Source organism: Bacillus basilensis, from assembly GCF_050630465.1.
Classification (GTDB): domain Bacteria; phylum Bacillota; class Bacilli; order Bacillales; family Bacillaceae_G; genus Bacillus_A; species Bacillus_A basilensis.
Window position 1 is genome coordinate 81,670 of the sequence record NZ_JBNTQO010000013.1, and the last position, 22,222, is coordinate 103,891.

The window sequence follows — 22,222 nt, forward strand, 5'->3', positions numbered from 1 at the left end:
TATTTTCAGTCTAACTTCTTTGCTCCAGCTGAATTTTGAGGTAGGGTTCTTACGGCCCTCAAATAGTGGGATATGTATTTTGCTTTTTGGGAATGATGAAGGAGAATTTTTTACAAAGTATTTTACTTATACAATTCACACATGTAAAATGATGTGTAAAGACAGCTGTGTAAGGAGGACTTCTTGTGGGCAAGGTGAAAGAAATTTCGAAGCGAAAGCTACTTGGTATAGCGGGGCTTGGATGGTTATTTGATGCAATGGATGTTGGGATGCTTTCATTTGTAATGGTAGCGTTGCAAAAAGATTGGGGATTAAGTACGCAAGAAATGGGCTGGATAGGCAGCATTAATTCAATTGGTATGGCAGTCGGGGCGCTCGTTTTTGGAATACTATCAGATAAAATAGGGCGGAAATCAGTCTTTATTATTACATTATTACTATTTTCTATCGGTAGTGGTTTAACTGCTTTAACGACGACACTTGCGATGTTCCTTGTTTTACGATTTTTAATTGGTATGGGGCTTGGTGGAGAACTTCCAGTTGCTTCTACATTAGTATCAGAGAGTGTTGAAGCACATGAACGTGGCAAAATAGTTGTGCTATTAGAAAGTTTTTGGGCAGGTGGATGGCTAATTGCAGCTCTTATCTCGTATTTTGTTATCCCGAAATATGGTTGGGAAGTGGCGATGGTATTGAGTGCGGTTCCGGCACTATATGCTTTATATTTAAGATGGAATTTGCCAGATTCTCCGAAATTCCAAAAGGTTGAAAAAAGACCATCTGTTATCGAAAATATAAAGTCAGTTTGGTCTGGGGAATATCGTAGGGCAACAATTATGTTATGGATTCTATGGTTTTCTGTTGTCTTTTCCTATTATGGAATGTTCCTTTGGTTACCTAGTGTAATGGTATTAAAAGGATTTAGTTTAATAAAAAGTTTCCAATATGTACTTATTATGACGTTAGCTCAATTGCCAGGGTATTTCACTGCTGCTTGGTTTATTGAACGTCTTGGTCGTAAGTTTGTTTTAGTTACGTATTTGATCGGTACAGCGTGCAGTGCTTACTTGTTTGGAGTGGCAGAGTCATTAACGGTACTAATCGTAGCAGGCATGTTACTATCCTTCTTTAATTTAGGTGCTTGGGGTGCATTATATGCTTATACACCTGAACAGTATCCAACGGTTATTCGTGGTACAGGTGCAGGGATGGCAGCAGCATTCGGTCGTATTGGTGGTATTCTTGGGCCTTTATTAGTAGGATACTTAGTTGCTTCACAGACTTCATTATCACTAATATTTACGATTTTCTGTGGATCAATTTTAATTGGTGTAGTTGCTGTAATTGTACTTGGGCAAGAAACGAAGCAACGAGAATTGGTATAAGGTAAAACTTTAATCAGTGATTGATCTGATTATTGGCCCGTACCAATTGTGTTTTAGAGCAGTAAAACTAAGGGCTCATGTTTTCGCATTCCGTTATTTGTACTGCCTACAAATAACGGAATAAAAGGGCAGGGGGAACCGTGGTGGTTCCCTTTTTTCTGTTTTTTTAGATAAATAATGGTATAGTAAGAAAAAGGGAATGTTCCTTATAAAAGCGAATGTATACAACAGGACATACGGACAAAAGAATTAGGTGGTTGAAGAAATGAAAATTTTACTAATCATGGAAGAAGCAGAAGAGCGAAGAAGTTTAGTTGAAAAATTTACTGAAAATATAAGGAATGTAGAATGTTTTGAAGCAAATACAGGAACAGAATCATTATTTATGATGAAGAAGCATACACCAGATTTTGTTTTTTTAAATTCCAAATTACTAGATGGAACGGGTTTTGAATATGCAAGTTTATTACGGGAAGTAAATTGTTATACGAAATTTATTTTTATGGGTGAAGATATAGAAGAGTCCATTACAGCATTTCGTTTTCAAGCAGTTTATTATTTACTACGCCCATTTCGCGAAGAAGATTTGCAATTCCTTTTATATAGAATGGGTAAAGAGCAAGGCGAGAAAGCAAAGAGTTATTTGCGAAAACTACCGATAGAAGGTCAAGAGGGGATTAGGTATGTTTTCCCTGATGATATTGTATATGTAAGCAAAAATAAGGAAAACAAAACAGTTTCAATTTATACAACAAATAATCAGTATATTTCAACATATACACTTCAGGAGCTGGAAAATAAGCTAAATGTATATGATTTTTTACGCGTGCATAAAAGTTATTTAATTAATATGTCATATGTACAAGAACTAAAACCTTATTATAATGGCACATATAATCTGTATTTAGATAAATATGATGAGCAACCGATTCCAGTTAGTCGTAATTATGTGAAACGACTTCGAAATAAAATTGAATTATAGCAGATAATGCGAACTTTTTAACATGATAAACTAAAAATCCTTCATGATAGGGAGGATTCAAGTTAAATATTCAGAAAATTTAGTACAATCCCACTAAGAAATAGTATTGGGGGGATTGTATGTGAGAACATTGAAGTCGATTTTACTTTGGGGAGTTATTGCAGCAGTAGGAGCAGGTGCTTTTGGTGTAATAGCTTTATCACAAGGTGAAACTATTAATGCCGTATGGCTCTTAGTAGCTGCGGTATGTGTGTATGCAGTTGCTTATCGCTTTTATAGTAGATTTATAGCGAGAAAGGTATTCGGTTTAGATAATAATCGGCAAACGCCAGCCCATACATTAAATGATGGAAAAGATTATGTTCCGACAAATAAGTGGGTATTATTTGGGCATCATTTTGCAGCAATTGCTGGGGCGGGGCCTTTAGTAGGACCAATTTTGGCGGCACAAATGGGATATTTACCAGGGACAATATGGATTATTGTTGGGGTAGTTGTCGCTGGAGCTGTTCAAGATTTTGTAATTTTATTTGCTTCGATGAGACGTAATGGTAAATCTTTAGGAGAAATGATTAAAGATGAGATTGGTCCTGTTACAGGACTTATTGCAATGATCGGTATTTTAGGCATTATGATTATTTTATTAGCGGTATTAGCATTAGTAGTAGTAAAGGCGCTTGTCGGAAGTCCTTGGGGAATGTTTACAATAGCAGCAACGATTCCTATCGCTATTTTAATGGGAGCGTATATGCGCTACATTAGGCCTGGACGGGTTGGTGAAGGGTCAGCAATCGGAATTATCCTACTTATACTGTCTCTTATTGGAGGGCAGTATGTAGCGGAAAATCCAGCACTTGCAAGCATATTTACATTTAGCGGCGAAACAATTGCTATTATGCTTATTGTATATGGGTTTATCGCATCGGCATTACCAGTTTGGATGCTTTTAGCACCACGTGATTATTTAAGCACATTTTTAAAAGTCGGAACAATTGTAGGATTAGCAATCGGTATTTTAATTGTAGCACCAGAGCTACAAATGCCAGCAGTTTCGAAATTTATTGATGGAACTGGTCCTGTGTTCTCTGGAAACTTATTCCCGTTCTTATTTATTACTATTGCTTGTGGTGCAGTGTCTGGATTCCATGCTCTCGTTTCATCAGGTACGACGCCGAAGATGATTGAGCAAGAGGGACACGCACAGCCAATCGGTTATGGAGCGATGTTAATGGAGTCATTTGTAGCGGCGATGGCGATGATTGCAGCTTGTGTATTAACACCGGGAACTTATTTTGCAATTAATAGTCCCGCAGCAATTATCGGTACAGATGTCTCACAGGCAGCTCAAGTTATTTCCTCATGGGGATTTGCTATTACACCAAATGAACTAAAAGATCTCGCTGTAAACGTTGGAGAGCAAACGATTTTATCACGTACAGGTGGTGCGCCAACGTTAGCGATAGGTATGGCATATATTTTCTCACAAGTAATAGGTGGAACGGCCATGATGGCATTTTGGTATCATTTTGCGATTCTCTTTGAAGCGCTATTCATTTTAACAACGATTGATGCTGGAACGCGTGTAGGCCGATTTATGATTCAAGATATTTTAGGGCATGTATATAAGCCATTTGGGAAAACGGATTCTACATTAGCGAATGTAATAGCTACAACGTTATGTGTATTAGGATGGGGCTATTTCTTATATCAAGGGGTAGTTGATCCGCTTGGTGGAATTAATACATTATGGCCACTTTTCGGTATTGCAAACCAAATGTTAGCAGGTATTGCATTATTACTTGGAACGACAATTTTGTTCAAAATGGGGAAAAAGGCATATGTTTGGGTGACGCTTATTCCAACTGTCGGATTGCTTATTGTAACGATGACGGCGGGTTATCAAAAGCTATTTCATGAAAACCCTAAAATAGGATTTCTATCCCACGCAAAGGTGTTTCAAGGAGCATTAGATGAGGGGAAAGTGTTAGCGCCAGCTAAAAATGTCGCTCAAATGAAGCAAATTATTTTCAATGATTATATTGATGCGGCACTTTGCGGGATTTTTATGATAGTTGTAATCGCTGTATTAATTTCTGCAATTCGAATTTGGATTCAAGTATTAAGAAATAAGCCGATGCCGCTAAAAGAGGCACCATATATCCCTAGAGATGAAAGTGAGTCGAGGAACTATGCTTAAAAGACTATGGAAAGTATGGGGACAAAGGAAACACTTTATTAGTTTACTTGTTGGAGTACCAAGCTATGAAACATATGTAGAGCATATGAAAAAGCATCATCCAGAAGAAGAAGTTGTATGTCAAAAACAGTTTTTTGCAGAAGCACAAGAAGCTAGATTTAATGCAAAGGGTGGAAAAATCTCGCGCTGTTGTTAGTGAAAAGGACGAATTTTCGTCCTTTTTTATTTTTTGCTGTTCCACGTGAAACAGCAAAAAATAAATAAAAATCTTTGGGAATTATAGGAACTTCGTATACAATAAAATAAGGAAAGGGATAGATAGAAAAGTAGGGAGATTATTTTATGTTAAGGGATTTATTTGTAAACACAACAATTATTCTTTCCTTTATTTTTATTGGAGGTCAGCTTTTAAGGGACAGGCCGTTAAAAGAAGAGTTCTCTTTTTGGAAGAAATGTGTAGTAGGTATTCTTACCGGAATATTAAGTGTACTGTTGATGCATTTTGGTGTACATATTGAGGATATTATGTTAGATCTACGCTATTTAGCTGTTATTTTGGCAATTACAATTGGAGGTCCAATAGCTAGTAGTATAACAGTTACTATTATTTTAATTACTCGATTGTTTTTCACTGATTACTCTTTAGCCTCTGAATTGGCTTGTTATACTATTGTATTGATAGGCGTTGGAATTATTTTTATTTGGCGGATGAAAGCTTCTATATTTACAAGGTGGATCTGGTTTAATGTATATAGTTTATCTATTTTAGCGGTGCCACTTTCTATTTTATTTAAGGATAGATCTATAGTAGCATTATATTTAGTTTGTAGTAGTATAGCAGCATATATCACGTTTATAAGTGCAAATTATGTTTTACAATCCAATGAGTTATTTCAAACGATGAAGCAATATGCAACGATAGACGCATTAACAGGTTTAGGAAACGTAAGACAGTTTGACTTAGAGATGAATCGTCATATTAGTAATAAGCGCATGGAAAATGATTCAATTTGTTTACTACTTATAGATATTGATCATTTTAAGTATGTAAATGATACGTATGGGCATCCTGCAGGAGATGAAGTATTAAAACAAATAGGGCGTATTTTACGAGAAGTTTCAACGTTTCCAGATTTGGCCTTCCGAAAGGGTGGAGAGGAGTTCGCGCTTCTGATACCGAGGAAGGGATTAACTTACGGAATGCGTATGGGGGAACAAGTTCGCACAGCTGTTGAGAAACATTCATTCCAATTGTTAAATGGAACAAAAATAAAAATTACAGTTTCAGTAGGAATTTCAGTATATGAACAGTCACCAGAGCAATTTATTCAAGCTGCTGATGACGCGTTATATTACTCCAAAAGAAATGGTAGAAATCAGGTCAGTTCTGCATCTTAAAGGTAAGATGACCGGAAGAGCTTATAAAAAACACCCACAGAGAGGGAATATCTGAACTCTGTGGGTGTTTTCATTTAGTTAGACAAGTTCTTTTGATACAACGAATTTACGATATGCACCATGATGTGTTGGGCCTACGTATTCGTTGATCTTGAATGAATAACGAATAGCAGCTGTGATAAATTCTTTAGCAGTTTTTACCGCCTCTTTCACAGATTTTCCTTTTGCAAGCTCTGCTGTAATTGCAGCAGAATATGTGCAACCTGCGCCGTGTGTATTTGTTGTATCAATTTTTTCTGATTCTAAAAGATCAAATGTTTCTCCATCATAGAGGACGTCGATGGCAGTTTCCGTACCAAGCTTGCTACCGCCTTTAATTAGGACATATTTCGCACCTAAAGCGTGGATTTTTTTCGCTGCTTCTTTCATGTCTTCAAGAGAATTAATTTTCACACCACTTAATTGGTAAGCTTCAAATAAGTTTGGTGTTACAACTAATGCCTTTGAAACAAGAACGTCACGTAAGCAATCATTCGTTTCAGGATGTAATGCTTCATCAGCACCTTTACATACCATAACAGGGTCAACTACTACATTTTTGAAATTATGTTTTTCGATTGTTTCTGCAACCATTTCAATAATTTCTACTGATCCAAGCATACCTGTTTTTAAAGCATCTACTCCAACACCTTCAATTGTCGTTTCTAACTGTGGTTTTAATGTAGAAGCTGGGATTGGGAATACGTTATGTGCCCAACCGTTATGTGGATCCATCGTTACGATTGTCGTAAGAGATGTCATTCCGTATACACCAAGTTCTTGGAATGTTTTTAAATCTGCTTGTATACCAGCACCGCCACTTGTGTCAGAACCAGCGATAGTAAGTGCTTTATTTAATGTCATTATGAAAGCCCCCTCAGGTGATATAATGAAAACTATGTTTTCACCATTATATCAATGTTATGAATAAGTACAAAGTGAAAAGTAGATGATTTATTTGAGGAGCTATTTAAAATCTTGTATGTAGGAGACGAATTATGTTTCAAGAGAATCGTACAAATGAATTAGTTATATTAAAAGAAATTGCAGAAACACTAAATACATCAAATGATATGTACCATGTACTGCAAGCGGTGCTAGAAAAATTGCTCAGTGTAACAGGTCTAACGACGGGCTGGATTTTTCTTGCGGATGAAAATGGGAAATATACGAGGTTAATCGATTACCAGTTACCAGAGGCACTTACATATGAAAATAAACGCCCGATGTGTGAAGGTGAGTGTTGGTGTTTACGTGGCTTTGTGGATGGGAAATTAGAGCGAGCGGTTAATATTATTGAATGTAAAAGAATTAATAATGCAATTGAATATAATTGGGGAGATACAGAAGGAATCCTTCATCATGCTACGGTTCCTTTAAAGGCTGGAGGAGAGAAATTTGGTGTTTTAAATGTAGCTAGTCCAGGTAAAACACATTTTTCGGAAGAAGAATTAGTATTGCTTCAATCAGTTGCTTTCCAAATAGGGACGGCCTTAAAGCGAACAAAATTATATGAAAATGAAAAGCGAAGAGCACATTATTATGTGAAATTGGAGCGGTTTATTCAAGCTTTAAAAACGATTCATAAGTTTAATATATTACCTGAAAAAGTGGTAAATCACGTAGGTGAAGTATTTCAGTGGAATCAAGTGGCGTTTTTTATTAGGGAAGAAATAGAGTTATCTTTGCGAGCTTCTTATGGTCAGGAAGAGTTACAAGAGGATGTAAAAGAAGCAGCAAAGAAGGCGTTAGAACAAGGCGAGCTAGCTCTATTAAAACATCTAAATGGAGCTGTTATTGCTACACCAATACATATCCAAAATCATATATTTGGTGTTTTATGTGTTAGTTTAAATAATGGGGAATTTGATGTTAATACAATAGATGTAATTCAAGCATTATCGAATCACGTTTCATTAATAATAGAGAATTTAAGATTAAACGAACAGCGCCGTGAACTCGTACGAATGGAAGAAAGAAACCGATTAGCGAGGGATTTACATGATTCTGTTTCGCAAAAATTATTTTCATTAACCTTTATGACAAAAGGGGCTGAAGCTGTTTTAAAAGGTCAAAATGAAAAGGTTGATCAATCTTTGCATGAGATGCGTGAACTAGCGCAAGGAGCTTTAAAGGAAATGAGAACATTAATTTGGCAGCTTCGTCCGGCAGGTTTAGAAAAAGGCTTATTACCAGCTTTAAAGCAGTACGGTGAAAACTTGGGATTGAAAATTCGTGAACAAGTTACAGGTGTTCGTGATTTGCCGCGTGTAGTAGAGGAAGCGCTATGGAGAATTGGACAAGAAGCTTTAAATAACGTAAGTAAACATGCGAATGTCAGAGAAGCAACGATTTATTTCAAAGTGACGGAGAAGAATGTATCATTAGAAATAGTCGATCAAGGAAAAGGCTTTGTAGAAAAGGATATAAAAGAGAAGAAATCACTCGGCATGACTACGATGCGCGAAAGAGTAGAATTAATTGGTGGAACAATTAAAATTGTAAGTGATAAGAAAAGAACCAGTATAAAAGTAAACGTACCATTATGATGTGAAAATGAGGGAAGTTTGTGAAAATAAAAGTATTGTTAGTTGATGATCATACAGTCGTTTTAAAAGGATTAGCATTTTTCTTAAGTACGCAAGAAGATTTAGCGTTAGTTGGAGAAGCGAATAATGGGAGAGAAGCATTAGTGAAAGTAGGGGAGACAAATCCTGATGTTGTACTAATGGATTTATATATGCCCGAAATGGATGGTGTTGAGGCAACGGCGTGTATCAAACAAGAATATCCGGATGTGAAAGTAATAGTATTAACTAGCTTTTCTGATCAGGCACATGTTTTACCAGCATTAAGGGCGGGAGCAAGCGGCTATATTTTAAAAGATGTAGAACCAGACCAACTTGTTGAAGCTATTCGAAGCGCCTATAAAGGTAATATTCAATTACATCCAGATATAGCAACCGCTCTTCTCTCTCAAACATTACCTGTGGAAGAAAAGGAAGAAGAACCTTCTATTCAAGTGGATGTGCTAACAGCAAGAGAAAATGAAGTGTTGCAGCTATTAGCAAAAGGGATGAGTAATAAAGAAATCGCTTCGGTTTTAGTTATTACAGAAAAAACGGTAAAAGCTCATGTAAGTAGTATTTTGAGTAAATTACATTTATCCGATCGCACGCAAGCGGCGTTATATGCAGTGAAAAATGGAATTGTATAAGACAAAAGTCGTAAGACCTAGTTCGCCTTTGGAAGGTGGACTTTTTTTATGGAAAAATACGTCTATGTGAGGACGAAATTATCTTGATATAAAGATAAGATATGTTTTGTAAGCAACAAACAACAATTACAAGGGATACCTTTTTTGAAAGCATATAAAAACAGAAGAGCTAGTATTAGGAGGAAAACATAATGACAACAGTTTTATTCGTAAAAGCAAACAACCGTCCAGCGGAACAAGCAGTTAGTGTGAAATTATATGAGGCATTTTTAGCAAATTACAAAGAAGCACATCCAAATGATACAGTAGTAGAACTTGATTTATATAAAGAAGAATTACCATACCTAGGCGTAGACATGATTAATGGTACATTCAAAGCAGGTAAAGGACTTGATTTAACAGAAGAAGAAGCAAAAGCAGTAGCAGTTGCTGATAAGTACTTAAATCAATTCCTAGAAGCTGATAAAGTTGTTTTCGGTTTCCCGTTATGGAACTTAACGATTCCAGCAGTACTACACACATATATTGATTATTTAAACCGAGCTGGTAAAACGTTTAAATATACGCCAGAAGGTCCAGTTGGTTTAATTGGAGATAAGAAGATTGCATTGTTAAACGCGCGCGGCGGTGTATATTCTGAAGGTCCAGCAGCTGAAGTAGAAATGGCTGTTAAATATGTAGCAAGCATGATGGGCTTCTTCGGTGCAACAAATATGGAAAAAGTAGTTATTGAAGGACATAACCAATTCCCAGATAAGGCAGAAGAGATCATTACAGCGGGTCTTGAAGAAGCAGCTAAAGTAGCAAGCAAATTTTAATTGAAAATAGAATCGTCACTCGAAAAAAGTAGCATTAACGTCTATATGTTAATGCTACTTTTTTATATTTTAAGTTCGTCAGCCAATTTTTCCAATTGAACTCGATCTTGTATGTAATAAGTTCTTCCGTCTTTTTTTAAGTAATTATGCTGGCAAAACTGGTTTAATACATATAAAAGGTGACGGTAGCTGACATTTAAGTATTCCGAAGCCTCGGTATGTTTTTCTGTATAACTGTTATTTTGTTCTGTTAATAGAATAAATGCCGCTAATCGATTTTCGAACGGATAACTATTGTTTTTGGCATAACTTTCTGTTCGGGTAATTGTTTTTTCACCGATAAATTTGCATAGTTTTTGTAGAAAGGTAGCATCTTGCAATAAAAGATGCTGACAATCTTTAAGAGGAAGCGCCAAGCACATACATTCTTCAATCACTTCCACCGTTTTCGTAACGGATTCTACACCAATTAACCCTAATTCTCCAATAAACGAAGGTGCTTGAATAAAGTTAATTAAGGAAACCTTCCCGTTTTTGTGACTCATATATATTTTTGCTTTACCGGAAATTAAGTAATAAAGATAAGGGAAATCAACCCCTTCATTACATATCCTTTCTTTCTTTTGAAAGGAATGTAGTTCAGCATATGGTAAGACATCGAAAGAAAAAAGAGCATGGAAGTTGTAAGTTTGTATGTAACGAGAGATTTCTTCGCTATTTTTGCTGACTTTCATATTTTCACCTCATGTTTAGTATGAGATATCTCCTATTATTTTTACAAGAAAGAATGGTACGATTTATGTGAATTTGTTTTTGTAGAAAAGAGAGTGTGAGGGGACTATGAAAAAATATAAAACACTATTATTTGATGTAGATAATACATTGTTAGATTTTCAAAAGGCTGAGAGGATAGCGTTACGTATGCTTTTTGAGGAGAAAGGGATTCCTCTAACTAGCGAGATTGAAGCACAGTATAAAAAAGTTAATAAAGGTCTTTGGGATGATTTTGAAGAAGGTAAAATAAATCGTGATGAAGTAGTACATACAAGATTTTCGGTTTTATTTAAAGAATATGGACAAGAAGTGGATGGGATATTATTCGAAAATAATTATCGCAGTTACTTAGAAGAAGGGAATCAACTCATACAAGGCGCGTTTGAATTTATAAATCAAATTCAGAGGGAGTATGATTTATATATAGTGACAAACGGTGTTTCTAAGACGCAAGATAAACGTTTGCGTAATGCAGGATTACATTCGCTATTTAAAGATATTTTTGTTTCTGAAGATACGGGTTATCAAAAGCCAATGAAAGAGTATTTTGATTATGTTTTTGAACGAATTCCTATTTTTTCTCCTGAAGAAGGGCTCATTATTGGGGATTCGTTAAGCGCTGATATTAAAGGTGGATATGTAGCGGGAATTGATACTTGTTGGTTTAATCCAGAAAAGAAATCAAATAATAGCGAGATTGTGCCGACATATGAAGTGCAAAATTTTGAAGAGTTATATGCAATATTGAAGCAGCATGTGTAATGAAAATGGGCAGTGGAACTTTTGTCCCTACTGCCTATTTGTATTAGCTTGTAGTTTCGTTGTTTTTAGGAAGTGGAAATGCATTACCAATCGCTGCCGCTCCAAGCATAGGTAATAGTAAGTTGAGCGGGAAAAACATGAGTAATAGTAGTGTTATAGCAATTGGTTTTCTTAATGCATAGCTTGAAATTGCTGTTGTGACAATGGCTACCGAAGCAATTGGATCTATAGGGATAATGGAAGCTATAGCATATCCGATACTAGATCCAGCGAAGATAATTGGGAAAATGTGTCCGCCACGCCAACCTGTATTTAAACAAACGGCAGTAATACATAATTTTAAAACCCCTGAAAGAAGTAGTACCCAGAAGGATAAATGGCTCCATTCAACGACTAAATCTTTTAATTGATGTTCTCCGGAGAATAATGTGTATGGGAGAAAAGTTCCTGCAACCCCTAATAAAATACCACCGATAATTCCAAGGGTAAGTTTGTATTCCCTAAAAGGATGAATGAATTTCTCTAATGTGAATTCTAATTTAAAATAAAAGAATCCAACTATAGCACCAATACTAGCAAGTGGTAGAAAGGCAATCCATTCATTAAGAGAAAGGGAACCTTCCCCAAAATCAACGATAAAGGATCCACGATTATCAAATTTACTAAGTAATAAATAAATGGAAAAACCAGCGAAAGTAGTAGCTAAATATACAATTGCTTTTTTTCCTTTAGAAAATTCATTAATTTGTTCACCCTCATTTTCATTTGGAGCTAAATAACCGAATAATGGCGCGTTAAAAATTACACTTAAAGTAGCACCAATTCCAACCTCTGTTATTTCATTCATTCCTTTTAAGGCGAATGTAAAGCGATCCCCTACCCATGTACAAAGTCCACCGATAATGCCAACAAGTGCTGCTTCGGGACCTAAGCTAGCCCCAAATATTAAAACGATAATCGCAGTTAAAGTAGCTTTATGTACAAAACGGTATTCAATTCTACCTGTTTTTTTATATTCACCCATTACTTCCGGCATAAGACGTGGATATGTGCCGAAGTATTTTTGGGTTAAGCCAACGAGAATACCGCCGATAGTTGTTATACAAATGGTGTAATACGGGGGAGAAGATAAGATAGTAGGTAAGTATCCCCAAATAAAGTGAATGCCGATATTTATTGTAACTAAAAATAACCAGACTGTTGCTCCTACTATAGAGCCTAAAATAATGCCGTATAGGACGAGTATAAAGTGCATGTCCTTTGTGCGTGTCATGTTCTACCTCCGTTATGTAAGTTTTAATGTGGAAAGAATTAAATATACTACTGTGAAATGAAATGAATATGTATAGTATCTTTTTGAGAGGTTGGCTTATTCAATATATTGAGGTCTCGTCAGAATTTGGAATGTATACAGTTAAACTACTTATTTAATTCTATGTATTAATAGGGGATTTTAAAAGGTCTTTTTCGAATTAATATGGAATATATTTCTTTTGTTATGTGTATCAAATTCTTTGTTGTTAATTTAGAACATTCAGAAAAACTAATTGACATTAGGAAATTATTGCTATAAAATCAACGGTAATTGCATAGTCTTATCAAGAAAAGGTGGAGGGACAGGCCCGATGAAACCTTGGCAACAGCCGTATAACGGAATTGTGCCAAATCCTGCAGGTAATAATCCTGAAAGATAAGAAAGAGCCTTTAGAGCGTGTTTTCAAACTGCTCCTTTCTTGTTTTCAGGAAAGGGGCAGTTTTTTATTTTGTATAAGAAGAAAGGAGAATGAGAGATGGGAGAATCATGGGGAAAAGGAACAATTTGTGTGCAAGGTGGCTATACGCCAAAGAATGGTGAACCGCGTGTTTTACCGCTTTATCAAAGTACAACGTATAAATATGATACTTCGGATGATTTAGCAGCACTATTTAATTTAGAGGCAGAAGGATATATCTATACGCGTATTGGCAACCCTACTTTAGCAGCATTTGAGCAGAAGTTATCAGATTTAGAAGGCGGTGTAGGAGCTGTTGCAACGGCCTCTGGGCAGGCTGCTATTATGCTCGCTGTTTTAAATATTTGTAGTAGCGGAGACCACTTGCTTTGTTCTTCCACAGTTTATGGCGGGACGTTTAATTTATTTGGGGTGAGTTTGCGTAAACTTGGTATTGATGTTACGTTCTTTAATCCAAATTTAACAGCTGATGAAATTGTGGCCCTTGCTAATGATCAGACGAAACTCGTTTATGCGGAATCGCTAGGAAATCCAGCGATGAACGTTTTAAATTTCAAAGAATTTTCAGATGCAGCCAAAGAATTGGAAGTACCTTTTATTGTGGATAATACATTAGCCACTCCTTATTTATGCCAAGCATTTGAACATGGAGCAAATATTATCGTTCATTCTACGACGAAATATATTGATGGTCATGCAAGTTCTTTAGGTGGCATTGTCATTGACGGAGGGAACTTCGATTGGACAAATGGGAAATATCCTGAACTTGTTGAACCGGATCCAAGTTATCACGGCGTAAGTTACGTTCAAAATTTTGGTGCAGCAGCTTATATTGTGAAGGCACGTGTTCAATTATTAAGAGACTACGGAAACTGTATGAGCCCATTCAATGCGTATATTAGCAATATCGGCTTAGAAACATTGCATTTACGAATGGAGCGTCATAGTGAAAATGCTCTCGCAGTTGCTAAGTGGCTTGTTGATCATGAACGTATTGAATGGGTGAATTATCCGGGATTAGATAGTAATGAAAATTACTCGTTAGCACAAAAGTATTTGAACAAAGGTGCTAGTGGTGTTTTAACATTCGGTATTAAGGGAGGATTAGAAGCAGCGAAAGAATTTATCGCAAATGTAAAACTAGCAACTCTCGTAACGCATGTAGCTGATGCACGAACTTGCGTCATACATCCTGCTAGTACAACGCATAGACAATTAAGTGCTGAAGATCAGCGTTTAGCTGGTGTTACATCAGATTTAATTCGTTTATCGGTTGGTATAGAAGATGTTTCTGATATTATTGCAGATTTAGAAGCAGCGCTAGTCGGAGGCAAAGAACATGCCGATCATAATTGATAAAGATTTACCAGCTCGCAAAGTATTGCAGGAGGAGAATATTTTTGTAATGACGAAGGAGCGAGCAGAAACACAAGATATCCGGGCATTGAAAATTGCTATATTAAATTTAATGCCTACAAAGCAAGAAACAGAAGCGCAATTACTTCGTTTAATTGGTAATACACCGCTGCAATTAGATGTTCATTTACTTCATATGGAATCGCATTTGTCTCGTAATGTAGCACAGGAACATTTAACGAGTTTCTATAAAACATTCCGTGATATTGAGAATGAAAAATTTGATGGGCTTATTATTACGGGGGCGCCAGTAGAGACTCTTTCTTTTGAAGAGGTAGATTATTGGGAAGAGCTTGGGCGTATTATGGAGTACTCAAAAACGAATGTAACATCTACGCTTCATATTTGCTGGGGGGCACAGGCTGGTTTGTATCATCATTATGGCGTTCCAAAGTATCCTCTTAAGGAAAAAATGTTTGGTGTATTTGAACATGAGGTCCTTGAACAACATGTGAAATTGTTACACGGCTTTGATGAGTTGTTTTTTGCTCCGCACTCTCGTCATACAGAAGTACGAGAGAGTGATATTAGAGAGGTGGAACAATTAACATTATTAGCGAACTCTGAAGAAGCAGGTGTTCATCTTGTTATTGGGCAAGAAGGCAGGCAAGTTTTCGCACTCGGTCATAGCGAATATAGTTGTGATACGTTAAAAGAAGAATACGAACGAGATCGTCAAAAAGGGTTAAATATTGATGTGCCAAAAAATTATTTTAAGCATAATAATCCAAATGAGAAACCGCTTGTTAGGTGGAGGAGCCATGGGAATCTATTATTCTCTAATTGGCTGAATTATTACGTGTATCAAGAAACCCCTTATGTATTATAAAAAAAGATTGTGTAACACGTGGCAACGTTTTCTTTGTACAGATTAACCTTCATTTTTCCGAATGTTCAAAAAATATTGTTTTTCATATTTTTTGCTCATATAATTTCATCTAAACACAATTTTTGAGGGGTGGACAGTATTATGAAAGAAATTCAAGTTGGTTTATTAGGTCTTGGGACAGTTGGTAGCGGTGTAGTTCGTATCATTACAGATCATCAAGAGCGGCTTATACACCAAGTAGGTTGTCCTGTGAGAGTAACGAAAGTACTAGTGCAAAATATTGAAAAAGAGAGAGAAGTAGAGGTACCTTCTACTCTATTAACACAAGATGCAAATGAAATTTTAGATAATCCAAATATTGACGTTGTCATCGAAGTGATGGGTGGCATTGATGATGCAAAAGAATATATTTTGCAAGCTTTACAAAGTGGGAAGCATGTTGTGACTGCCAATAAGGATTTAATGGCCTTGCATGGGGCGGAACTATTAGCGGTAGCAAAAGATAATAAAGCAGATTTGTTTTATGAAGCAAGTGTAGCCGGAGGGATTCCGATTTTACGAAGCATCGTAGAAGGACTTTCTTCCGATCTTATTACGAAGGTAATGGGAATTGTAAATGGAACGACAAATTTTATTTTGACGAAAATGTCAGATGAAGGGAGAGCATATAACGACGTGTTAAAAGAAGCCCAACAACTTGGATTTGCAGAAACAGATCCAACATCAGATGTGGAAGGTTTAGATGCAGCAAGAAAAATGACGATTTTGGCTACCCTTGGTTTCTCTACAAATGTAGAGCTTGGAGATGTGAAGGTAAAAGGGATTACTTCTATTACAGAAGAAGATATTGAATACAGTAAGAGTTTAGGATACACGATTAAATTAATCGGTCTTGCGAAGCGAGATGGTGAAAAATTAGAGGTTACAGTTGAACCGACACTACTTCCAAATACACATCCTCTTGCGGCCGTGCAAAACGAATATAACGCTGTATATGTGTATGGTGAAGCAGTTGGAGAAACGATGTTTTATGGACCAGGTGCAGGAAGCTTACCGACAGCAACAGCTGTTGTTTCAGATTTAGTAGCTGTAATGCAAAATATTAGATTGGGTGTAAATGGAAATAGTGCGGTATCCCCGCAGTATAAAAAGGTATTAAAAGAGCCAGACGAAATTGTTGTGAAGAAATTTTTAAGACTTCATGTAAAAGATGAAATTGGTGTATTTGCAAAAATTACTTCATTATTCTCTGAGCGTGATGTTAGTTTTGAAAAGATTATTCAAATGCCGCTTGAAGAGAAAGGAAAAGCTGAAATTGTAATTGTAACGCACCGTGCGTCTCTTGCTGATTATGATTATATTCTACATACGTTGCAAGGGTATGAAGAAATAGATTGTGTGAAAGCAAACTATCGAATTGAAGGGGATGCTAAGTAGTATCTCGACTAATAAAGAAACCTATTAAGCGGCTTGCTTAATAGGTTTTTTTCTATTTAAAATCTGCGTACCAACTTGAATAAATGCTTGTATAATCCAGCCTGTTGTAAAAGATAAGATAATAGTTCCAAAATAGATAGGTCCATTTAATAAAAAGCTTAATGTTAAAAATAAAAACGCTAATGAAATTTCTGTTCTTCTAAATGTCCATTTTTTTTTCTCAGCAACTGTTAAAACGAAAGCCTCTTGAGGTGCTGCGCAAAGGTTTGTAGAGACATAAAGACCAATCCCAGTCCCAACGAATAGATTTCCACAAATAAGTGTTATATATTTTGGAAGAGAGCGGATAGCGTCCATAATAGTTGTAATGGAACCAATCCAATCAACAAAAAGAGAAATAAGAACCATTGTTACGATTGTACCAACTGTTATTTGTTTTTTATTCCAAAAGAGTACGATAAGGGTAAAAGCAAAGTTAATCATGAAAAGCCAAAAACCGATACTTATCCCGAAATTTTGATATAGTGCAATAAAGAAGGAATCATAAGGGCTAAGTCCAAAGGAAGTAATTGTCGTCATCATATTAATACCGATGGCGAGAATAAGTAGGCCGCCGATGAAAAATATATATTCTAATTTGAATCGAAGCATAGTTGTATATCCTTTCAAAATGTATTTGCTAGGACAGGATATATTGTGGAAAGCTTACCAGGTCAAGGGAGAATTTTTATGAGAAGGGGAAAATGAGATGACGAATATAAGAAAGATTGCTGAACTTGCTGGGGTATCTATTTCAACTGTTTCACGTGTACTGAATAATCATCCATATGTGAATGAACAGAAACGAAAAGAAATTTTAGCGATCATAGAAGAATTAAATTATACGCAAAATGTGAATGCAATTCATTTAGTGAAAGGAAAAACGAACGTAATTGGCGTTTTATTACCGCACGTAAATGATCAATATTATAGCGCTATTATCGAGGGGATATCAAAGGAAACAGCAAAAAACAATTATAATATGATGCTTTGTCAGACGAATTATAGTGAGGAAAGAGAATTAGAAATTTTGAATATGTTAAAAATGAAAAAACTTGATGGGGTTATTATATGTTCCCGGGCAAATAGTAAGGAACAGCTTGAAGAATATACGAAATTTGGCCCGATTGTTATGTGTGAAGAAATAGACTCGAATTTCATTTCGAGTGTGCACATTGATTACTATAAAGTGTTTTCGCGTGGGATGAAGAGCTTAATAGATGCCGGCCATACAAGTATTGGGTATTGCATTGGAAGAAGCAATAGTATTAATAGTCAGAGAAGAAAACAAGCATATGCGGATTCACTTCAACAGATTGCTGCACCACAGATAGAGGCCTGGAAGTTTAAGGATTGTTTTACGGTGGGGGATGGGCGTGATGTAATCAGGGAATGGATCCGTATGTCTGTGAAACCAACTGCGTTTCTTGTATCTTGCAACCATATTGCAGCGGGAATGGTAACGGAAGCGAAAAAACAAGGAATTCGTATTCCAGAAGATATTACGATTATTGGTTGTGATGATCAAGATGTGGCAGATATTTTAGGCATTACGACGATTTCATATTCTAGTAAAAATGTTGGCGTGAAGGCATTTGAATTATTATATGAAAAGGTTAATGATGAGAAAATAGATGTAAAGCACGTAGAGTTATTGCCAGAATTAGTACATAGGGAAACAACATAATAGATAAGGTGTGAAAATCGCTTTTCAAAATTGCGTTTGGTATAATTATGGACAATCTATGAGAGCTAAAAGGGGTTTTGATATGAGATCAAAAGTAGTAAAAGTAATTCTACTCATTACAATTGCATCTTTCTGTTTATTTGCATATGGTTTTGTTTCAGGTGTAAATGATGTATTAAATCCGAAAGCTTCAAATTTAATTAAAAAGACCGATGTAGTGGCAAAAGAGAAAAAGGAAACAGGAACGTTACAAATCGTTAGTTTAGGTGATTCATTAACACGCGGTGTTGGTGATAAAGAAGGAATTGGCTATATTGGACGGACGAAAGAAGATTTACAAAAAGATTATAAGCAAAAGGTTGCCTTAACTAACTTAGCGGTTAGTGGTGCGAAAATGCCGGATTTATTAAAACAAATTGAAAGTAGTGGCGCTCAATATTCAATTAAGCAAGCAGATGTAATCGTTTTAACGATTGGAGGAAATGATTTATTTCCTGGTTGGGAATCGCTTGGAAAGATAGATTTAGAAACATACCGTCCTGATACAGAAACATTCCAAAATGAAGCGAAGAAAATTATAGAAGAAATTCGTAAGTTAAATACAGATAGCCCTATTTTTTGGCTAGGTTTATATAATCCTTTTGAAGATGTAGAAGATTTAAAAGGGTCTTCAAACATTGTTGTAGACTGGAATGCATCTTTAGAAAAGTTAGCGATAAATAATAAAAATGTGTATATTACACCGACATTTGATTTATTCCAAAACCGTGGGAAAGATTTATTATACTCCGATCATTTCCATCCGAATGAAGTAGGGTATACATATATGGCAGACCGATTAGTTCAAAATGTTGCGAGTAAATTAAAACTAGAACAAGGAGGGGTAAAATGACGACGATACTTTCCGTACGAGACGTGAAGAAGGTAATTGGAAAGAAGACAATTGTAGAGAATATTTCCTTCGATGTAAAACAAGGAGAAGTGTTTGGCTTCCTAGGACCGAATGGTGCCGGAAAAACGACTACCATTCGAATGTTAGTCGGATTGATTAAAGAAACAGAAGGTACGATTTCTATTGGTGGTTATTCTATTAAGGAAAATTTCAGAGAAGCGATGCGTCAAATTGGGAGTATCGTTGAAAACCCAGAACTGTATACATATTTAACGGGATGGGAAAATTTAAAACAATTTGCCCGTATGTTAGGTGATATATCAGATGAACGTATTATTGAAATTGCTCAAATGGTTCATTTGGATGAAAGAATTCACGATAAGGTAAAAACATATTCACTCGGTATGAAACAGCGTCTTGGTATTGCGCAAGCGCTTCTTGGAAACCCGAAATTGCTCATATTAGATGAGCCAACAAATGGTTTAGATCCAGCTGGAATTAGAGAACTTAGGGAATTTATACATAAGCTTGTGAAAGAAGAAAATATGAGTGTGTTTATTTCAAGTCATTTGCTAAGCGAAGTACAAATGATATGTGACCGTGTGGCGATTATTCATAAAGGAAAAATGATAACAGTTGCCAAGGTTGAAGAGTTAATTAAAACAGCGAGTGATCGTGTAGAATGGATTGTTACACCAATTTCTAAGGCGAAAGATATGCTAGAAGCTGCTGAGGAAGTAAGAGAAGTGAGTATAGAAGGTGACCGATTACTATGCCGGATGGATATTGCATCTATAAGTAGTTGGAATAAATATTTTGTAGAAAATGGGATAGATGTACATAGTGTTAAGGAGCTTGTATTTACGCTAGAAGATTTATTTATTGAACTCACAAGGGGTGAGCAGCATGCGTGAATTTGCGAATCTAGTTTTGAATGAATCAGAAAAGATTTATCGTAAGAAACGTATTTTTGTTGTCATGCTTATTTTAGCAATCTTGATCCCGCTTTTCGTATATGCGCAGTATCGTGAAATAGAAACGACCCAAAAACGACTTGGCACAACTGATTGGAAAGTGTCACTGCAACAACAAATTGTTGATTCTCAGAATCGGTTAAATAACTCTAGGTTGCCAGAAGAATGGCGTGATTGGCTAAAGGTAAGAGTGGAGCAACAACAATATTATTTAGATCACGATATTAACCCGATGGCACCAGGTGCACCAACTTTTGTAAGGGCGTTTATTGAGCAAGGAATTACATTGTTTATTCCGCTTCTTGTCATGATTGTCGCTATTGACATTGTTTCAGGAGAAAGAAGTGATGGAACGATGAAGATGTTACTTACGCGGCCGATTCGGCGCTGGAAAATACTTCTTAGTAAGTATGTGACAATGTTATTTTTCATTTCACTCATACTGCTTCTCGTAGGTCTGTTTGCGTACATATTATCTGGGCTTGTATTTGGATACTCAGGATGGAATTTACCTGTGTTAACAGGATTTGTCATTGATAAGGAAACATTAAATACGAACTTTGTACATCTTATTCCTCAGTGGCAATACATTTTGATGGCGTATGGATTAGCTTGGTTTGTTGCTATCGTTGTCGGAACTATATCCTTTATGGTTTCTGTTTTAATTCGAAATACACCAGCTGGTATGGGCGTTATGCTAGCCGCATTAATCGCAGGTGGTATTTTAAGTTCATTCGCAACATCTTGGGAAGGTGCGAAATATATTTTTAGTGTGAACTTATCATTAACAGATTATTTATCAGGAAAACTACCTGCATTACAAGGTTTATCGATGGGGTTTTCTTTAATGAATTTAACTGTTTGGGCAGTTGTTTCTCTTATTATTTCGTTTGTAGTGTTTACAAAGCAGGATATGGTGAATTAATCGGATAGGAAGTGAAGGTATGGAAAATGTTTTAAAGAATGATTGGGAGGCATTATTGGCACCAGAATTTGAAAAAGAATATTATCGTACTTTAGCCAGTTTTTTGAAAGAAGAGTACAGTGCACATGTCGTTTACCCGAAGGTAGAAGATATTTTTAATGCCCTTCAGTATACAAGTTATGAAAATACAAAGGTCGTTATTTTAGGGCAAGATCCCTATCATGGACCGAATCAAGCGCATGGTCTAAGCTTCTCGGTACAACCAGGCATTAAAACGCCACCGTCATTACTAAATATGTATAAAGAACTTCGAGATGAATATGGGTACGATATTCCAAATAACGGTTATTTAGTAAAGTGGGCAGAGCAAGGGGTACTACTATTAAATACTGTATTAACAGTTCGACAAGGTGAAGCAAATTCTCATAAAGGAAAAGGCTGGGAGCATTTCACTGATCGCGTGATTGAGCTATTAAATGAGCGTGAAAAACCAGTTATTTTCATATTGTGGGGGCGCCATGCACAGGCGAAGAAGAAGTTAATTACGAATACGAATCATCATATTATCGAATCCGTACATCCAAGTCCATTATCAGCAAGACGTGGTTTCTTTGGGAGTAAGCCATACTCTAAAGTAAATGCGATTTTAGCTAATATGGGCGAGAGAAAAATTGATTGGGAAATTCCAAATTTATAAATAGAAAAGGTAGTTAACATT

The 22,222-nt window shown here is 36.1% G+C and carries 21 protein-coding genes and 1 riboswitch; of the genes, 17 read left to right on the plus strand and 4 right to left on the minus strand.

Annotation, left to right across the window (positions count from 1 at the left end):
- Positions 1 to 185 precede the first annotated feature (185 nt).
- From ACQVV1_RS21215 to ACQVV1_RS21235, 5 genes are all read left to right on the plus strand, one after another.
- Positions 186 to 1,385: an MFS transporter gene (locus ACQVV1_RS21215; RefSeq protein ID WP_242254101.1), complete on the plus strand. Its 1,200-nt coding sequence runs from the start codon at positions 186 to 188 to the stop codon at positions 1,383 to 1,385.
- Between the two features lie 265 nt (positions 1,386 to 1,650).
- A complete protein-coding gene (locus ACQVV1_RS21220) occupies positions 1,651 to 2,367 on the plus strand; it encodes a LytR/AlgR family response regulator transcription factor (protein WP_242254103.1) in 717 nt (238 codons plus the stop codon).
- A gap of 121 nt (positions 2,368 to 2,488) precedes the next feature.
- Positions 2,489 to 4,564, plus strand: coding sequence for a carbon starvation protein CstA (gene cstA / locus ACQVV1_RS21225; protein WP_431169465.1), 2,076 nt, complete (start codon positions 2,489 to 2,491; stop codon positions 4,562 to 4,564).
- A complete protein-coding gene (locus ACQVV1_RS21230) occupies positions 4,557 to 4,760 on the plus strand; it encodes a YbdD/YjiX family protein (RefSeq protein ID WP_063223950.1) in 204 nt (67 codons plus the stop codon). Before cstA ends, ACQVV1_RS21230 begins: the two co-directional genes overlap by 8 nt.
- Positions 4,761 to 4,906: 146 nt before the next feature.
- Positions 4,907 to 5,962 carry a GGDEF domain-containing protein gene (locus ACQVV1_RS21235; RefSeq protein WP_242254107.1) on the plus strand — a complete coding sequence of 352 codons (1,056 nt, stop codon included), beginning with the start codon at positions 4,907 to 4,909 and terminating at the stop codon, positions 5,960 to 5,962.
- 78 nt (positions 5,963 to 6,040) lie between these two features.
- On the opposite strand, the gene pdxK is transcribed toward ACQVV1_RS21235, so the two are convergent.
- Positions 6,041 to 6,865: a pyridoxine/pyridoxal/pyridoxamine kinase gene (gene pdxK / locus ACQVV1_RS21240; RefSeq protein WP_431169466.1), complete on the minus strand. Its 825-nt coding sequence runs from the start codon at positions 6,863 to 6,865 to the stop codon at positions 6,041 to 6,043.
- A gap of 134 nt (positions 6,866 to 6,999) precedes the next feature.
- Here pdxK and ACQVV1_RS21245 point away from each other — a divergent pair, with 134 nt between their 5' ends.
- The 3 genes from ACQVV1_RS21245 to ACQVV1_RS21255 all read left to right on the plus strand — a co-directional run bounded on the left by ACQVV1_RS21245 (position 7,000) and on the right by ACQVV1_RS21255 (position 10,036).
- A complete protein-coding gene (locus ACQVV1_RS21245; protein ID WP_242254109.1) occupies positions 7,000 to 8,550 on the plus strand; it encodes a GAF domain-containing sensor histidine kinase in 1,551 nt (516 codons plus the stop codon).
- Between the two features lie 20 nt (positions 8,551 to 8,570).
- A complete protein-coding gene (locus ACQVV1_RS21250; RefSeq protein WP_431169467.1) occupies positions 8,571 to 9,218 on the plus strand; it encodes a response regulator in 648 nt (215 codons plus the stop codon).
- Positions 9,219 to 9,409: 191 nt separating this feature from the next.
- Positions 9,410 to 10,036: an FMN-dependent NADH-azoreductase gene (locus tag ACQVV1_RS21255; protein ID WP_431169468.1), complete on the plus strand. Its 627-nt coding sequence runs from the start codon at positions 9,410 to 9,412 to the stop codon at positions 10,034 to 10,036.
- 62 nt (positions 10,037 to 10,098) lie between these two features.
- On the opposite strand, the gene ACQVV1_RS21260 is transcribed toward ACQVV1_RS21255, so the two are convergent.
- Complete coding sequence (locus tag ACQVV1_RS21260) at positions 10,099 to 10,770, minus strand: transcriptional regulator YeiL (RefSeq protein ID WP_063223944.1); 672 nt, start codon at positions 10,768 to 10,770, stop codon at positions 10,099 to 10,101.
- Positions 10,771 to 10,876: 106 nt separating this feature from the next.
- Between ACQVV1_RS21260 and ACQVV1_RS21265 the strand changes: the two genes are divergently transcribed.
- Entirely contained in the window at positions 10,877 to 11,572 is a 696-nt protein-coding gene (locus ACQVV1_RS21265) for a YjjG family noncanonical pyrimidine nucleotidase (RefSeq protein WP_431169469.1), read from the plus strand.
- A gap of 43 nt (positions 11,573 to 11,615) precedes the next feature.
- Here ACQVV1_RS21265 and ACQVV1_RS21270 read toward each other — a convergent pair whose 3' ends face one another.
- On the minus strand, positions 11,616 to 12,845 hold the full coding sequence (locus ACQVV1_RS21270) for a chloride channel protein (RefSeq protein ID WP_431169470.1): 1,230 nt from the start codon (positions 12,843 to 12,845) through the stop codon (positions 11,616 to 11,618).
- 319 nt (positions 12,846 to 13,164) lie between these two features.
- A riboswitch (SAM riboswitch) is annotated at positions 13,165 to 13,269 on the plus strand.
- 93 nt (positions 13,270 to 13,362) lie between these two features.
- On the opposite strand from ACQVV1_RS21270, the gene ACQVV1_RS21275 reads away from it, so the two are divergent.
- From ACQVV1_RS21275 to ACQVV1_RS21285, 3 genes are all read left to right on the plus strand, one after another.
- Positions 13,363 to 14,661, plus strand: coding sequence for a bifunctional O-acetylhomoserine aminocarboxypropyltransferase/cysteine synthase (locus ACQVV1_RS21275; RefSeq protein WP_309259571.1), 1,299 nt, complete (start codon positions 13,363 to 13,365; stop codon positions 14,659 to 14,661).
- Positions 14,645 to 15,550, plus strand: coding sequence for a homoserine O-acetyltransferase MetA (metA, locus tag ACQVV1_RS21280; RefSeq protein ID WP_431169471.1), 906 nt, complete (start codon positions 14,645 to 14,647; stop codon positions 15,548 to 15,550). Before ACQVV1_RS21275 ends, metA begins: the two co-directional genes overlap by 17 nt.
- A 141-nt stretch (positions 15,551 to 15,691) precedes the next feature.
- Complete coding sequence (locus ACQVV1_RS21285) at positions 15,692 to 16,987, plus strand: homoserine dehydrogenase (protein WP_242254123.1); 1,296 nt, start codon at positions 15,692 to 15,694, stop codon at positions 16,985 to 16,987.
- Between the two features lie 24 nt (positions 16,988 to 17,011).
- Here the strand turns inward: ACQVV1_RS21285 and ACQVV1_RS21290 are convergent, their stop codons facing one another.
- Positions 17,012 to 17,638 (minus strand): YczE/YyaS/YitT family protein, encoded by a 627-nt coding sequence (locus ACQVV1_RS21290; protein ID WP_242254125.1) that lies wholly within the window; start codon positions 17,636 to 17,638, stop codon positions 17,012 to 17,014.
- A 97-nt stretch (positions 17,639 to 17,735) separates the two neighbouring features.
- On the opposite strand from ACQVV1_RS21290, the gene ACQVV1_RS21295 reads away from it, so the two are divergent.
- The 5 genes from ACQVV1_RS21295 to ACQVV1_RS21315 are packed head-to-tail and all read left to right on the plus strand — an operon-like array spanning position 17,736 to position 22,201.
- Entirely contained in the window at positions 17,736 to 18,713 is a 978-nt protein-coding gene (locus tag ACQVV1_RS21295) for a LacI family DNA-binding transcriptional regulator (RefSeq protein WP_309259570.1), read from the plus strand.
- Positions 18,714 to 18,723: 10 nt separating this feature from the next.
- Positions 18,724 to 19,605, plus strand: coding sequence for an SGNH/GDSL hydrolase family protein (locus tag ACQVV1_RS21300; RefSeq protein WP_242254129.1), 882 nt, complete (start codon positions 18,724 to 18,726; stop codon positions 19,603 to 19,605).
- The gene (locus ACQVV1_RS21305) at positions 19,602 to 20,519 is read left to right on the plus strand and encodes an ABC transporter ATP-binding protein (RefSeq protein WP_063223935.1); all 918 of its coding nucleotides are present in this window, start codon (positions 19,602 to 19,604) and stop codon (positions 20,517 to 20,519) included. Before ACQVV1_RS21300 ends, ACQVV1_RS21305 begins: the two co-directional genes overlap by 4 nt.
- Entirely contained in the window at positions 20,512 to 21,504 is a 993-nt protein-coding gene (locus tag ACQVV1_RS21310) for a DUF2705 family protein (RefSeq protein WP_063223934.1), read from the plus strand. Before ACQVV1_RS21305 ends, ACQVV1_RS21310 begins: the two co-directional genes overlap by 8 nt.
- Before the next feature lie 19 nt (positions 21,505 to 21,523).
- Positions 21,524 to 22,201: a uracil-DNA glycosylase gene (locus ACQVV1_RS21315; protein WP_242254131.1), complete on the plus strand. Its 678-nt coding sequence runs from the start codon at positions 21,524 to 21,526 to the stop codon at positions 22,199 to 22,201.
- Positions 22,202 to 22,222: the final 21 nt, after the last annotated feature.

Coding starts and splice junctions, on each gene's coding strand:
- ACQVV1_RS21270 (WP_431169470.1), bottom strand. CDS start 12,845: ATGACACGCACAAAGGACATGCACTTTATACTCGTCCTATACGGCATT.
- ACQVV1_RS21260 (WP_063223944.1), bottom strand. CDS start 10,770: ATGAAAGTCAGCAAAAATAGCGAAGAAATCTCTCGTTACATACAAACT.
- metA (WP_431169471.1), top strand. CDS start 14,645: ATGCCGATCATAATTGATAAAGATTTACCAGCTCGCAAAGTATTGCAG.
- ACQVV1_RS21230 (WP_063223950.1), top strand. CDS start 4,557: ATGCTTAAAAGACTATGGAAAGTATGGGGACAAAGGAAACACTTTATT.
- ACQVV1_RS21255 (WP_431169468.1), top strand. CDS start 9,410: ATGACAACAGTTTTATTCGTAAAAGCAAACAACCGTCCAGCGGAACAA.
- ACQVV1_RS21305 (WP_063223935.1), top strand. CDS start 19,602: ATGACGACGATACTTTCCGTACGAGACGTGAAGAAGGTAATTGGAAAG.
- ACQVV1_RS21310 (WP_063223934.1), top strand. CDS start 20,512: ATGCGTGAATTTGCGAATCTAGTTTTGAATGAATCAGAAAAGATTTAT.
- ACQVV1_RS21235 (WP_242254107.1), top strand. CDS start 4,907: ATGTTAAGGGATTTATTTGTAAACACAACAATTATTCTTTCCTTTATT.
- ACQVV1_RS21290 (WP_242254125.1), bottom strand. CDS start 17,638: ATGCTTCGATTCAAATTAGAATATATATTTTTCATCGGCGGCCTACTT.
- pdxK (WP_431169466.1), bottom strand. CDS start 6,865: ATGACATTAAATAAAGCACTTACTATCGCTGGTTCTGACACAAGTGGC.
- ACQVV1_RS21315 (WP_242254131.1), top strand. CDS start 21,524: ATGGAAAATGTTTTAAAGAATGATTGGGAGGCATTATTGGCACCAGAA.
- ACQVV1_RS21295 (WP_309259570.1), top strand. CDS start 17,736: ATGACGAATATAAGAAAGATTGCTGAACTTGCTGGGGTATCTATTTCA.
- ACQVV1_RS21220 (WP_242254103.1), top strand. CDS start 1,651: ATGAAAATTTTACTAATCATGGAAGAAGCAGAAGAGCGAAGAAGTTTA.
- ACQVV1_RS21245 (WP_242254109.1), top strand. CDS start 7,000: ATGTTTCAAGAGAATCGTACAAATGAATTAGTTATATTAAAAGAAATT.
- ACQVV1_RS21285 (WP_242254123.1), top strand. CDS start 15,692: ATGAAAGAAATTCAAGTTGGTTTATTAGGTCTTGGGACAGTTGGTAGC.
- ACQVV1_RS21265 (WP_431169469.1), top strand. CDS start 10,877: ATGAAAAAATATAAAACACTATTATTTGATGTAGATAATACATTGTTA.
- ACQVV1_RS21275 (WP_309259571.1), top strand. CDS start 13,363: ATGGGAGAATCATGGGGAAAAGGAACAATTTGTGTGCAAGGTGGCTAT.